Origin of the sequence: Streptomyces sp. NPDC057474, assembly GCF_042802555.1 — a bacterium.
Lineage (GTDB): Bacteria > Actinomycetota > Actinomycetes > Streptomycetales > Streptomycetaceae > Streptomyces.
Window position 1 is genome coordinate 1 of record NZ_JBHVDX010000250.1, and the last position, 14,115, is coordinate 14,115.

The 14,115-nt window shown below is 71.2% G+C and carries 10 protein-coding genes; 8 read left to right on the top strand and 2 right to left on the bottom strand.

Going from position 1 to position 14,115, the window contains the following annotated elements; translation table 11 throughout:
* Window positions 1-45: 45 nt before the first annotated feature.
* Both ACFU53_RS40945 and ACFU53_RS40950 read right to left on the bottom strand, forming a co-directional pair.
* Window positions 46-1,011, bottom strand: coding sequence for a hypothetical protein (locus ACFU53_RS40945; protein ID WP_384004627.1), 966 nt, complete (start codon window positions 1,009-1,011; stop codon window positions 46-48).
* Window positions 1,012-1,448: 437 nt separating this feature from the next.
* Window positions 1,449-1,823: a response regulator gene (locus ACFU53_RS40950; RefSeq protein ID WP_384004629.1), complete on the bottom strand. Its 375-nt coding sequence runs from the start codon at window positions 1,821-1,823 to the stop codon at window positions 1,449-1,451.
* Window positions 1,824-2,027: 204 nt separating this feature from the next.
* Between ACFU53_RS40950 and ACFU53_RS40955 the strand changes: the two genes are divergently transcribed.
* The 8 genes from ACFU53_RS40955 to whiA all read left to right on the top strand — a co-directional run bounded on the left by ACFU53_RS40955 (window position 2,028) and on the right by whiA (window position 13,984).
* Window positions 2,028-3,416 (top strand): ABC transporter substrate-binding protein, encoded by a 1,389-nt coding sequence (locus ACFU53_RS40955; RefSeq protein ID WP_384004631.1) that lies wholly within the window; start codon window positions 2,028-2,030, stop codon window positions 3,414-3,416.
* Window positions 3,413-4,813, top strand: coding sequence for an ABC transporter substrate-binding protein (locus ACFU53_RS40960; protein WP_384004633.1), 1,401 nt, complete (start codon window positions 3,413-3,415; stop codon window positions 4,811-4,813). The genes ACFU53_RS40955 and ACFU53_RS40960 overlap by 4 nt, the downstream gene beginning before the upstream one ends.
* A gap of 57 nt (window positions 4,814-4,870) precedes the next feature.
* On the top strand, window positions 4,871-7,636 hold the full coding sequence (locus ACFU53_RS40965; protein ID WP_384004635.1) for a PAS domain S-box protein: 2,766 nt from the start codon (window positions 4,871-4,873) through the stop codon (window positions 7,634-7,636).
* A 306-nt stretch (window positions 7,637-7,942) separates the two neighbouring features.
* Complete coding sequence (locus ACFU53_RS40970) at window positions 7,943-8,614, top strand: response regulator (protein ID WP_384004637.1); 672 nt, start codon at window positions 7,943-7,945, stop codon at window positions 8,612-8,614.
* 153 nt (window positions 8,615-8,767) lie between these two features.
* Window positions 8,768-10,870 (top strand): excinuclease ABC subunit UvrC, encoded by a 2,103-nt coding sequence (uvrC, locus tag ACFU53_RS40975; protein ID WP_384004639.1) that lies wholly within the window; start codon window positions 8,768-8,770, stop codon window positions 10,868-10,870.
* A 167-nt stretch (window positions 10,871-11,037) separates the two neighbouring features.
* Window positions 11,038-11,937, top strand: a complete 900-nt coding sequence (rapZ, locus tag ACFU53_RS40980; protein WP_037691560.1) for an RNase adapter RapZ — start codon at window positions 11,038-11,040, stop codon at window positions 11,935-11,937.
* The gene (yvcK, locus tag ACFU53_RS40985; RefSeq protein WP_384004641.1) at window positions 11,934-13,004 is read left to right on the top strand and encodes a uridine diphosphate-N-acetylglucosamine-binding protein YvcK; all 1,071 of its coding nucleotides are present in this window, start codon (window positions 11,934-11,936) and stop codon (window positions 13,002-13,004) included. Before rapZ ends, yvcK begins: the two co-directional genes overlap by 4 nt.
* Window positions 12,995-13,984, top strand: a complete 990-nt coding sequence (gene whiA, locus ACFU53_RS40990) for a DNA-binding protein WhiA (protein WP_384004643.1) — start codon at window positions 12,995-12,997, stop codon at window positions 13,982-13,984. The genes yvcK and whiA overlap by 10 nt, the downstream gene beginning before the upstream one ends.
* Window positions 13,985-14,115 lie beyond the last annotated feature (131 nt).

The following is a 14,115-nucleotide window of genomic DNA, read 5'->3' on the forward strand; positions in this document are numbered from 1 at the left end:
GGGCGGGGCCGCGCGGCCCTCAGCCGTCGCCGGGCGTTCGGCCGGTCACTCCCAGTCCCACCCGATCCCCACGATCCCCGTCCGTACCCGTGGTTCGACGAGGTGGACGGAGCGGTGGAGGCCGCTCAGGGGGAGGGTCTGTCGGCCGCTGCGGGGGGCCGCGGCGGAGTGCTGGCTGAAGCGGTGGCAGTGCGCGGGCAGGGCGCGTTCGTCGAAGCGGACCTGGAGGGCATAATGGCCGCCCGTCGAGCGGAAGCCGCGGACGTACTCGGTGCAGACACCGGCCGTGCCGTCGTCGAAGCCGTAGCGGAAGAGGAACGTGTCGCCGCTGTGCAGCCGGGTGTCGAAGAGGAGTTCGGCGACGAGGACACCGGTGTTCCGGTCCCAGCGCACCCGCCCGCTGCGGCAGTTCTCCAGGGCGCGGACGGTCATCCGCTCCGGCGCGCAGCCCGGGTCGCCGTGGTGGACGGCCACATAGCGGTCCACACCGTCCTTGTGGGCGCGCACGATGTGCTGGGACTCGCGGCCCAGTAGCTCCCGGCACGCGCCGACGCGGACCCGCTCGTGGTGGCCGACGGTGTGCACGCCGCCGTCGAGTGGCACCTCCAGTTCGGCGAGGAGCCGTTCCAGGACGCCGGAGGCCTCCACCACGGAGCGGTACGAGCGGCCGGCGGGGCGTTCCGGGCCGGCGTGCTCGTCGGCCTGGGCGAGCAGCCGGATCAGTGACTCGTCCGGGAGCAGGAGTATCTCCTCCAGGGCCCGCACGGCCCGCAGCGACTCGGGACGCTGCGGACGACGGGCGCCCTGCTGCCAGTAACTGAGGCTGGTGACACCGACCTTGACCCCGTAGCGCGACAGATGGTGCTGCACGCGCTGCAGCGGCAGTCCGCGAGCGGCGATCGCGGCGCGCAGCGCGACATGGAAGGGGCCGCCCCGCAGGACCGACTCCAACTCCGCCGTGGCGACGTCCGTGACCGCCGCGACGTCCGCGTGCTCTGTGGCGTGCCGCATGCAGGGGCCTTTCTGTAGAGGAGAGTGCGACGGGTGGTCGGACCGCGCGGGCCGATCGGGACGCCGGTGGACGCTCGGGGCTCCGGGGCACAAGGCCTGTCGTTCGGATCACGCCTGGGTCGCGGGGCTTGGCGCGCGCATCTGCGGCGTTGTCGTCGGTTGCCGACTCCCTCACTCTCGGTTTCGCTCGGGGGCGCCCCCATCGCGTCGACGCCCTCCTCCGCCTTGCAGCTGCACGCACCAAGCCCCGCTCGCCGGCGGCGTCAGGCGCCGTAGCCCGAAGCCGGCCTGATCCGGACGGCAGACCCTGGGCGGCCGTCCGTCTTCACATCCGTACGACGGCGTTCCCTGCCCCGAGTTCCCCCGCATTGAAGCGTGCTGACCAAGTCCCGACAACACCTGACGCGTGACATGGCCGGAGACCACCGGCAAGATCCTCAATGCGCCGGGGACCAGTGATCAGGCCCCAGCAGGTCCCGCAGCGCCTGTCCCGAGAGCTTCGACTTGTGCAGAAATCCCCGGGCGGGACTGGCGGCGACGAGTTCCTGGACGTCGTCCAGCGGGTGTGTGGAGGTGAGGATGATGACGGACGCGGCGGTGCGAGCGAGCCTCGGTGCGAGTTCCAGCCCGCTCTCGCCGTCGAGGTCGATGTCCAGCAGGACGAGATCCGGGGCCAGTTCAACGGCCCGTGCCAGCGCCTCCGCGCCCGTGGAGGCCACGCCGACGACGCGGATCCCGTCGCGCTCCAGCAGCGTACGGGCAGCCTCCAGGAACCGGGCACTGTCATCGACGATGAGACAGCGCATGGACATGGTCACAGCCTCCCAAGGTGGTCATGGGCGCACATTCCGGCTAGCCGGAAAGTGTCGGCGCCGCCGGGTTCCCGTTAGCCGGAATGTGCTGAAGTCCTTTGCCGGATCAACGGGTTCACTCTCACCCAGGGAATCGAACGCGACACGAGGAGTAGCATGTCGCTGCCCTGGGGGCCGTGCCGTCCGGTCGAGTGGGGGTGTGCGATGAACACGCAGCGCCGGGACCTCGGAAAACATCCTGTTCGCCGTGCCCTGTCGTCGGGCGTGGCGGCTGCCGTGCTGCTGTTGGCCGGGTGCAGTGACGGGGACGGCCGGGCGGGCGAGGAGGACAAGGCGGCAAGCGACACGACCTGCGACGGGAAGATCGAGGGCACCGCACACATCACGATGTGGTTCCACGCGGGGCAGAGCGGTGAGCAGACCACGCTGAAGAGCCAGGTCAAGGAATTCAACAGGTCCCAGCGGCAGGTGCGGGTCGAGCTGGTCACCCTGCCCGAGCAGCGCCCGTACACCGAACTCGTCCTGTCCGCGGCGGCCAGCGGCGACCTGCCGGACCTGCTGGACTTCGACGGCCCGAACCTCTACAGCTACGCCTGGTCCGGCACGCTCAAGCCGATCGACTCCTGCGTGCCCGCGGAGATCCGGAAGGACCTGCTCCAGTCCATCCGTGAACAGGGCACGTACGACGAGCGGTTGTGGGGCGTCGGCACGTTCGACTCCGGACTCGGCCTGTACGTACGGCCGTCGGTGCTGAAGGAGGCCGGGGTTCGCGTGCCGGAGGGTGTCGACGACGCCTGGACCGCCGACGAGCTGACGGAGATCCTGCGCAAGCTGCGCACGGAGGGCTACGAGGCGCCGCTCGACCTGAACTTCACCGACTCGAAGCTCGCCGACGAGTGGAACACCTACGCCTTCGCACCGGCCGTGTGGTCGGCGGGCGGCGACCTCATCGACCCCGAGGAGTTCCGCACGGCCGACGGGTTCCTCAACAGCCCGGAGTCCGTCGGGGCGCTCACGACCATGCAGAGGTGGGTGGAGGAGGGATACGTCGACAGGGACCCGGAGGAGGACAAGAGTGCGTTCGTGAAGGGCCGCACGCCCATCTCCTGGATGGGGCACTGGAAGTACGGCGAGTTCAGCGAGGCGCACCCCGGCGACGTGGCGATCGTGCCGCTGCCCGACTTCGGTACGGGTACCGTCACCGGGATGGGTTCCTGGCAGTGGGGCATCCCCTCCGGGGGCGCCGACGGCGACGCGGTGTGGCGTTTCCTGGAGTACCTGTTGCAGCCTGAGCAGGTGGCCAGGATGAGCGAGGCCAACGGCGCGATCCCGGCGACGGAGGGGGCCGTGAAGCTGTCCCCGCTGTACGACGAGGACGGCGCGGAGCGGCTGTTCATCGAGCAGTTGCGGAGCGGCGCAGCCCGGCCCAGGCCGCAGACACCGGCGTACCCGGCGGTCACCGTCGCCTTCTCGCACGCGGTCGCCGACATCGTCTTCTCGGGAGCGCCCGTCGAGAAGACGCTGGACGAGGCGGTCGAGGCCATCGACCAGGATCTCGCCGCCCACGACGGTTACCCGAAGAGCGGACCATGACCCGCGCCGCCGGACCCCGGCGAAGCACTCCCGGGGTGCCCGGCCGGCTCAGCACTTCGCGGACACCCCGCCGGGCCCTGTCGGCGTTCGTGCTCTGTATGGCCCTGCTCGCCGGCTGTGACGCGGGCGGGGAGGGGGGCGAGGACACCCGGCGGGCCACCGACGCGACCTGCGACGGGCGGATCGACACCCCCGCGCAGATCACGATGTGGTTCCACGAGCCGGCGGCGCGCGGTGAACTGGAGGCCGTGCGGGCACAGGTGCGGGCGTTCAACACCTCCCAGGACGACGTGACAGTCCGACTCGTCAGCCTCCCGGAGGGCGAGTACGACGACCTGGTCCGTACGGCGGCCGCCGACGGCGAACTGCCCGACCTGCTCGACTTCGACGCCCCGAAGCTGTTCAGCCACGCCTGGGCCGGCGACCTCCGGCCGATCGACTCCTGCGTCCCGGAGTCCCTGCGCGCGGACCTGCTTCCCTCCGTCCTCGAACAGGGCACCTACCGGGGCAGGCTGTGGGGCCTCGGCACATTCGACTCCGGACTCGGCCTGTACGTACGGCCGTCGGTGCTGAAGGAGGCGGGTGTGCGCATCCCGAAGGGCATCGGTGACGCCTGGACCGCCGACGAGTTCACCGGCATCCTGAAGAAGTTGCGCACCCTGGGCCACAAGAGGCCGCTGGACCTCCAGATACCGTGGGCCGGCACCGAATGGGGAACGTACGGGTTCGCACCTGCCGTGTGGTCGGCGGGCGGCGACCTGATCGAACGCTCCACCTATCGAACGGCCGACGGAGTGCTCAACGGGCCGCAGTCGGTCGAGGCGCTGACGACGCTGCAGGGCTGGGTGAAGGCGGGATACGTGGACGAGAACAAGGACTCCGGGGCCTTCCAGAAGGGCAGAAGTCCCGTGTCCTGGAACGGCCACTGGAGATACGGCGAGTTCAGTGAGGCGCACCCGGGCGACGTGGCGATCGTGCCGCTGCCCGACTTCGGCACGGGCTCCGCCACCGGGATGGGTTCCTGGCAGTGGGGCATCCCCGCGGGCACGGCCGACGGCGACGCCGTCTGGCGCTTCCTGGCATTCCTCCTGCGCCCCGACGAGATCCTGCGGATGACCGACGTCAACGGCGGGATACCCGCCACCGGCACCGCGATCGACCGCACCGACGCGTTCGCCGAGGGCGGCCCCGGGCGTCTCTACATAGAACAACTGCGCAACGGGACCGCCCGCCCCCGGCCACAGACCCCGGCCTACCCGGCGATCACCGAGGCCTTCGCCCGTGCCTTCGCGAAGATCATGCGGGGAGAAGCCGTCAAGCCCGCACTGGACGAGGCGGTGCGGGCCGTCGACAAGGACCTGGCGGACCACGGTCACTACCCCCCGACCGGACCGTGAGGCCCGACCGTGCTCCGCCCACCGTCCCGCGGACGAGTCCCCACCCCGCGCCCCACCATGGCGCGAGTCCGCCGCCGCGCCGCGACCGTGGGAGCCGTCCCGTTCCTGGCGCGACTGCGTGTCGGCCCCAAGCTGATGCTGCTCGTCCTGCTGCCGGTCACCGTCCTGCTGGCCTTCACGGCGTTCGCCGCCGTGACCCAGTGGGAGGAGGCCCGGACCCTGCGCGACTTCGACACCGCGATCGAGGTGTCGTTCGCGACCAGCGAGGTCGCAGGCGCCGTCGCACGCGAGCGCATCGCCGCGGTCGAGGCCCGGCTGAGTGCCGAACCCGACACCCTGCGCGGTCGGTCGGAGGCCCAGCGGATCACCGACCACGCGCTGCGGCGGGCCTTCGGGGAAGCCGTCGACCGGCAGCCGGTGTCCGACGTCGCCGGGGTCCTCGACGCCGTACGCCGTCAGCTGCACGCGCTGCGCGTCCAGACGGGCACCGGATCGCTGGACGCGCAGGCCGTGACCCAGCGGTACGAGGTCATCGAGAACAAACTGCTCGACATAGTCGCCGCCCTCGAATCCGGTCGCCCCACCAGGGCCTCGGGCCGCGCGGCCGACGCCCACATCGCGATGCTGCGGGCCATCGCCGCCGCCGAGAGCGAACGGGCGGAACTCGCCATCCTCTTCCACGCACTCGGCGAGGGGCGCACAACCGCCGCCGCGGGCCGCTGGACCGAACTGGAGAAGGCCCAGCTCAGAGCGTTCCAGCAGACCGCCTCGGACGAGCTGAAGGCCGAACTGCACACCGCGATCTTCCAGGTCCCCGGACGCGAGGTCCGCACAGTCCGTGACCTGCTCGCCGACACCGACCCCCGGCCCGCCGACTGGCCCTCGTACGACAGTTGGCTGTCCGACTCCGAGCGCTACGTCGAAGCCCTGCGCGGCATCCAGGACCGGGCCGCCCGAGAACTCGACGCCACCGCCCACCGCGATCTGCGCACCACCCGGACCCGGGCCTTCACCGAACTGGCCGTCTCCCTCGCCGTCCTGGCCCTCGTCACCCTGCTCGCGCTGGCCCTGCGCCGCTCGATCACCCGCCCCCTCGGACAGGTCTCCGAGGGCGCCCGCGCCCTGTCGGACGGCGACCTCTCCTACGACATCCGCTACGCGGGACACGACGAACTCGGGGACGTCGCCGACACGTTCCGCGAGCTGCGGGTGACCAGCGAACGGCTGGCCGGCGAGATCCGGGACATGAACACGGCGATCGACGCGGGCAGGCTCGGACACCGGGCCGACGTCGACTCCTTCGACGGCACCTGGGCCCAGCTGCTGGGCGGCATGAACGGCACCATGGCGTCCTTCGCCGCGGCCCACGGCCGGCGCAGACGGGCCGAACAGGAACTGGAGGGCATCTTCAACCTCTCCCTGGACCTGCTCTGCATCAGCGGCGTCGACGGCTACTTCAAGCGCGTCAACCCGGCCTTCGAACGCACCCTGGGCTATCCGATCGAGACGCTGACCTCCCGTCCGCTCCTGGACTTCGTCCACGAGGACGACCGGGACAGAACCCGCGAAGCCATCGCACGGCTTGCGGGCGGCGCCGAGGTCGCCGAGTTCGAGAACCGGTACATCCGTGCCGACGGCACCGAGCGCTGGCTGCAGTGGAGCGCCCGGTCGGTCCCCGAGGAGGGCCTCATCTACGCCGCCGCCCGCGACGTCACCGAGAGCCGCCGGGCCGCGCTCGAACAGACCGCGCTGCGCCGGGTCGCCACCGCGGTCGCCCGGGGCGTGCCACCGTCCGACGTGTTCGGAAAGGTGGCCGAGGAAGTGGGGTCCCTGCTGGGGACGGCCGCGGCCGTACTGCGGTACGAGCCCGACGACAGCGTCAAGGTTCTGGGGATCGCGCACGCGCGCGTGGACGCGACCGCCGAGGCCGCCCGGACGACACGTCGTGAGGCGGCCCGCGAGACGATCGAGGAGGTGGCCCGGACCCGGGGCGGCGCCCGGTCGGACACCGCGGTGGGCGCCCCCATCGTGGTCGAGGGCCGGCTGTGGGGAGTCGTCGTGGCGGCCTCGCTCCTCGATCCGCTGCCCGAGGGCACCGAGTCCCGGCTCGCCGACTTCACCGAACTGATCGCCACCGCGATCGCCAATGCCGACGGCCGCGCCCAGCTGACCGCCTCACGCGCGCGCGTGGTCGCCGCCGGGGACGCCTCCCGGCGCCGCATCGAACGCGACCTGCACGACGGCGTCCAGCAGCGCCTGGTCTCCCTCCAACTGGAGCTGCGGATGACGGAGACCCTGGTGGAGGACCGCTCCTCGGAACTCGCCCAGCAACTGGACCATCTGGCCAAGGGCCTCGACGACGCCTTCCAGGACCTGCTCCAGGTGGCCCGGGGCATCCACCCGTCCGTCCTCTCCAAGGGCGGCCTGGGCCCCGCCCTGCGCACCCTGGCCCGCCGCTCCGTCATCCCCGTGGAACTGGACCTCGGGTTCGCCAAAGCCCGCTTCCCGGAACAGGTCGAGGTGGCCGCGTACTACGTCACCTCCGAGAGCCTCACCAACACCGTCAAGCACGCGCGCGCGAGCGTGGTGACCGTGGCGGCCGAGGAGCGCTCGGGCGTACTGGAGCTGGTCATCCGCGACGACGGCGTCGGCGGAGCGGAACCCGACAAGGGGTCGGGGCTGATCGGGCTCATCGACCGGGTGGAGGCGATCGGCGGCAGGTTGACGGTCGCCAGCCCGCCCGGGAGCGGTACGACGCTGAGCGTGCGCCTGCCGCTGGCACCGCCCGAGGAGGCCGCGGCGGTCGTCCTGCCGAGTGCATGACCGCCCGAAGCGTACGCGGTGAGGCCCGTTCAAAGGGGGAGTCCGGGACTCGGTACGGGCGTACGTTCCGGGCGGTCGAATCGGACGGCGGAGACGGCCGTCCGGCTCTTGGGCAGGCGGATGCCTCGCCGCCTCTCGTCAGAGGTGCCGGTCCACCCGCGGCTGCACTTCCTCGAGCATGGCGGGTAGACGTTCAGGTGTCTTCATGGCCCGCCCCCAACTAGGCTTCCGGCTAGCCGTAAGACCCATGTTCAGGCAGGCTGTCGGGACGAACAGGACAGGTCGGGCAAGGGGGAGACCGAGACCATGGATGCCGATCAGCATCCGGTGCGCGGGCGGGTGGTGCTCGCGGACGACGACGTGCTCCTGCGGGAGGGGCTGGCAAGCCTCTGCGAGCGCGTCGGCTACGAGGTGGTGGGGCAGGCCGGCGACGCCGGCGGGCTCATGGAGCTGGTGGAGACCGAGCTTCCGGACATCGCGATAGTCGACATCAGGATGCCGCCGACCCAGTCCACCGAGGGACTGAAGGCCGCCAGCGCCATCCGGGAGCGGTATCCGTCGGTCGGGATCCTGGTCCTGTCGGCGTTCGTCGAGGTCGAGGACGCGTTGGAGCTGCTGGCCGGCGGGCGCAGCATCGGCTATCTGCTCAAGAGCCGGATCACCGTCGTGGACGAGTTCCTGGAGACGCTCGACCGTATCCGCCGGGGTGGTTCCGTGGTCGATCCGTCGCTGGTGCAGGAGCTGGTGGCCGCGCAGCGCCGTGACGATCCGCTGTCGATGCTCAGCAATCGTGAGCGGGAGGTTCTCGGTCTCATGGCCGAGGGGCGGTCCAACGCGGGGATCGGCAGACGGCTGTGGGTGACCGAGGGGACGATCGAGAAGCATGTGCGGAGCATCCTGGGAAAGCTGCGGTTGCCGGAGGAGCCGGATGATCATCGGCGGGTCCTGGCCGTGCTGACGTTTTTGGAGACGCGCTGAGAGCTCGGCCGTAGATACCGTCCGGGGGGTGCGGAGCGTGTGTGTCGCGCCCACGCGGCGGAGCCGCATATCGATAGCCCCGCGCCCCTTCGGGGATCGGCCCTTGTCCACAGGCCCCCCGTGATGTCGGTGGCCGCCAGTAGGGTGTGGAGCATGGCCGATCCCTCCAGCTACCGCCCCAGTCCGGGGCAGATTCCCGACTCTCCCGGGGTGTACAAGTTCCGTGACGAGCACCGCCGGGTGATCTACGTCGGGAAGGCGAAGAGCCTGCGTCAGCGCCTGGCCAACTACTTCCAGGACCTGGCCGGACTCCACCCGCGCACCCGCACGATGGTCACCACGGCCGCCTCCGTGGAGTGGACCGTGGTGTCCACGGAGGTCGAGGCGCTGCAGCTGGAGTACTCCTGGATCAAGGAGTTCGACCCCCGGTTCAACGTCAAGTACCGCGACGACAAGAGCTACCCGTACCTCGCGGTCACGATGAACGAGCAGTACCCGCGTGTGCAGGTGATGCGCGGTCACAAGAAGAAGGGCGTCCGGTATTTCGGGCCGTACGCGCACGCGTGGGCGATCCGGGACACGGTCGATCTGCTGCTGCGCGTCTTTCCCGTGCGCACCTGCTCGGCCGGAGTGTTCAAGAACGCAGCCCGCACCGGCCGGCCCTGTCTGCTCGGCTACATCGGCAAGTGCTCGGCCCCCTGCGTCGAGCGGATCTCCGCCGAGGACCACCGCGAACTGGCCGACGAGTTCAGCGACTTCATGGCGGGGCGCACGGGCACGTACATCCGTCGTCTGGAGAAGCAGATGACGGACGCGGCCGAGGAGATGGAGTACGAGCGGGCCGCCCGCCTGCGCGACGACATCGAGGCCCTGAAGAAGGCCATGGAGAAGAACGCGGTCGTGCTCGCCGACGCGACCGACGCCGACCTGATCGCCGTCGCCGAGGACGAGCTGGAGGCGGCCGTCCAGATCTTCCACGTACGCGGCGGACGCGTGCGCGGCCAGCGCGGCTGGGTCACCGACAAGGTCGAGGCCGTGACCACCGGTGACCTGGTCGAACACGCGCTCCAGCAGCTCTACGGCGAGGAGACCGGCGACTCGGTGCCCAAGGAGGTCCTCGTCCCGGCGCTGCCCGACCCCGTCGGGCCCGTCCAGGAGTGGCTCACCGGGCGCCGCGGTGCCAATGTCTCCCTGCGCATCCCGCAGCGGGGCGACAAGAAGGCGCTCATGGAGACCGTCGCGCGCAACGCCCAGCAGTCGCTCGTCCTGCACAAGACCAAGCGCGCCTCCGACCTCACCACCCGCTCCCGCGCGCTGGAGGAGATCGCCGAGGCCCTCGACCTGGACACCGCGCCGCTGCGGATCGAGTGCTACGACATCTCCCACCTCCAGGGCGACGACGTCGTGGCCTCCATGGTCGTCTTCGAGGACGGTCTGGCCCGCAAGAGCGAGTACCGCCGCTTCCAGATCAAGACCTTCGAGGGCCAGGACGACGTCCGCTCCATGCACGAGGTGATCACCCGCCGCTTCAGGCGGTACCTCGCGGAGAAGGAGAAGACCGGCGAGTGGGTGGAGGACGACTCCGCCGAGCCCGGCGACACCGGCGAGGGCCTCGGAGGCTCCGGCGACGGTCTGGGCGGCCCCGCCAACGGTCTCAAGGACGACGACGGCCGTCCCAAGCGGTTCGCCTATCCGCCTCAGCTCGTCGTCGTGGACGGCGGGCAGCCGCAGGTGGCCGCCGCGCGGCGGGCGCTCGACGGGCTGGGCATCGACGACATCGCCGTGTGCGGCCTCGCCAAGCGACTGGAGGAGGTCTGGGTGCCCGGCGAGGACGACCCGGTGGTCCTGCCCCGCACCAGCGAGGGCCTCTACCTGCTCCAGCGCGTCCGCGACGAGGCCCACCGCTTCGCCATCACCTACCAGCGGACCAAACGCGCCAAGCGCTTCCGGGCGAGCCCTTTGGACGACGTGCCCGGCCTCGGGGAGGCTCGCAAGCAGGCCCTGCTGAAGCACTTCGGCTCGCTGAAGAAGCTGCGTTCCGCGACGATCGACCAGATCTGCGAGGTTCCCGGCATAGGCCGCAAGACGGCCGAGACGATCGCCGCGGCCCTCGCCCAGGCGGCTCCGGCCGCACCCGCCGTGAACACGGCCACTGGAGAGATCATGGAGGAAGAGGAGCCCGGTATGACGGCGGACCCCTCTGGGGAGCCCGTGGCCGCGGGCGCCCCGGACCGGCGGCGAGGGCAGGAGACATGACCGAGCACAACGAGCGCCCAGAGCTCCCGGAGCGTCCAGAACTCCCGGAGCGCTCAGCGCGTCCAGAAGAACAGCACCAGGAGCACACAGCGGAGCGCGGGGAAGCCCACAGCGTGGCGGGCGACGATACCCCGCAGCACCCAGCGCCACAGGAAGACGGAGCACACGTGAGTACGGGCATCGAAACAGCCGGGGTCCCCGAGGCGGCCATCCCCGAGCTGGTCATCATCTCCGGCATGTCCGGCGCCGGACGGTCCACGGCCGCCAAGTGTCTGGAGGACCTCGGCTGGTTCGTCGTCGACAACCTGCCACCCGCGCTGATCCCCACCATGGTGGAGCTCGGCGCCCGCTCCCAGGGGAACGTGGCCCGGATCGCGGTCGTCGTCGACGTCCGCGGCCGCCGCTTCTTCGACAACCTGCGCGACTCCCTCGCCGACCTGGCGACCAAGCACGTCACCCGGCGGATCGTCTTCCTGGAGTCCTCCGACGACGCCCTGGTGCGCCGCTTCGAGTCGGTGCGCCGCCCGCACCCCCTCCAGGGCGACGGCCGCATCACCGACGGCATCGCCGCCGAGCGGGAACTGCTGCGCGAGCTGCGCGGCGACGCCGACCTGGTCATCGACACCTCCAGCCTCAACGTGCACGAGCTGCGCGCCAAGATGGACGCCCAGTTCGCCGGCGACGAGGAGCCCGAGCTGCGGGCCACCGTCATGTCCTTCGGCTTCAAGTACGGCCTCCCGGTCGACGCCGACCTGGTCGTGGACATGCGCTTCCTGCCCAACCCGCACTGGGTCCCGGAGCTGCGCCCGTACACCGGCCTCAACGAGGAGGTCTCCGCTTACGTCTTCAACCAGCCCGGCGCCAAGGAGTTCCTCGACCGCTACACCGAGCTGCTCCAGATGATCGCCGCCGGCTACCGCCGCGAGGGCAAGCGGTACGTGACCATCGCGGTCGGCTGCACCGGCGGCAAGCACCGCTCGGTCGCCACCTCCGAGAAGCTGGCCGCCCGCCTCGCCTCCCAGGGCGTCGAGACCGTGGTCGTGCACCGGGACATGGGGCGCGAGTGACCGGACGTACCGCGTCGCGGCTGAGCAGGCTGCGCCGGGTCACCCCCGAGGGCCGCGAGGGCAGGCCCGTCGAGGCGCGCGGGGCCAGGCCGCGCCGCCGGGGTGCCCAGCCCAAGGTCGTCGCGCTCGGCGGCGGCATGGGCCTGTCCGCATCGCTCGCCGCCCTCCGCCGGATCACCGGTGACCTCACCGCCGTCGTCACCGTGGCCGACGACGGCGGCTCGAGCGGGCGCCTGCGCGACGAACTGGGCGTGCTCCCGCCCGGCGACCTGCGCAAGGCGCTGGCCGCGCTGTGCGGCGACGACGACTGGGGCCAGACCTGGGCCCGTGTCATCCAGCACCGCTTCCAGTCCCAGGGCGATCTGCACGAGCACGCGGTCGGCAATCTGCTGATCGTCGCCCTGTGGGAGCAGCTCGGCGATCATGTCCAGGCCCTCGACCTGGTGGGCAGGCTCCTGGGCGCCCAGGGCCGGGTGCTGCCGATGTCGGCCGTACCCCTGGAGCTCCAGGCCCTGGTCAAGGGGCACGATCCGGACCGCCCGGACGACGTCGACACCGTACGGGGGCAGGCGACCGTCGCGCTCACCCCCGGCGAGGTGCAGTCCGTGCACGTCGTGCCGCACGACCCGCCCGCCGTGCCCGAGGCCGTGGCGGCGGTCCGCGACGCCGACTGGGTGATCCTCGGCCCCGGCTCCTGGTTCTCCTCGGTGATCCCGCACCTGCTCGTGCCCGAGCTGCTCGACGCCCTCACCGAGACCAAGGCCCGACTCGTGCTGCCGCTGAACCTCGCCCCGCAGCCGGGAGAAACCGATGGCTTCTCCCCGCAGCGTCATTTGGAGGTTTTGGCACGACACGCCCCTAAACTCGCCCTGGACGTGGTGCTGGCCGACGAGGCCGCCGTGCCCGACCGCGATTCCCTGACCGACGCCGCCAAACGGTTCGGTGCCGCGGTCGAGCTGGCGCCGGTGGCCCGGACCGATGGATCTCCGCGGCACGACCCGGAGCTGTTGGCCGCCGCGTACGACCGTATTTTTCGGATGCATGGAAGGATCGGCCCATGGCGATGACGGCAGCGGTGAAGGACGAGATCTCCCGGCTACCCGTCACCCGGACCTGCTGCAGAAAGGCGGAGGTCTCGGCGATCCTGCGGTTCGCGGGCGGGCTGCACCTGGTGAGCGGACGCATCGTGATCGAGGCGGAGCTGGACACCGCGATGGCGGCCCGCAGACTCAAGCGGGACATCCTGGAGATCTTCGGCCACAGCTCCGAACTGATCGTGATGGCACCCGGCGGACTGCGCCGCGGCTCACGTTACGTCGTCCGGGTGGTCGCCGGCGGTGACCAGTTGGCCCGCCAGACCGGTCTGGTGGACGGCCGGGGCCGCCCGATCCGCGGCCTGCCCCCGCAGGTCGTCTCCGGGGCCACCTGCGACGCCGAGGCTGCCTGGCGCGGCGCGTTCCTGGCCCACGGCTCGCTCACCGAGCCCGGCCGCTCGTCCTCCCTGGAGGTGACCTGCCCGGGCCCGGAGGCGGCTCTCGCGCTGGTCGGCGCGGCCCGTCGGCTGTCGATCGCGGCGAAGGCCCGCGAGGTACGGGGCGTGGACCGGGTCGTCGTACGGGACGGGGACGCGATCGGCGCGCTCCTGACCCGCCTCGGCGCCCATGAGTCCGTGCTGGCGTGGGAGGAGCGGCGGATGCGCCGCGAGGTCCGGGCCACGGCGAACCGGCTCGCCAACTTCGACGACGCCAACCTGCGCCGCTCCGCCCGCGCCGCCGTCGCCGCCGGTGCCCGGGTGGGCCGCGCCCTGGAGATCCTCGCCGACGACGTGCCCGAGCACCTCGCGGCCGCCGGGCGGCTGCGTATGGACCACAAGCAGGCCTCCCTGGAGGAGCTGGGCGCGCTCGCCGACCCGCCGCTCACCAAGGACGCCGTCGCGGGCCGGATCCGCCGACTGCTCGCCATGGCCGACAAGCGCGCGTCGGACCTCGGCATCCCGGGCACCGAGTCCAGCCTCACCGAGGACATGGCCGAGAACCTGGTGGGGTGACAGGACACCAGAGCGGCTCAACTCGCCGGTGCCGACGCCCACTTGGGCCGTCGGCACCGGTTTTCTGCTTTCCACGTGAATTCAGTGATTGGCCTGTGAGGCCTTCTTGACTTGGCCCAGATCTGACACTG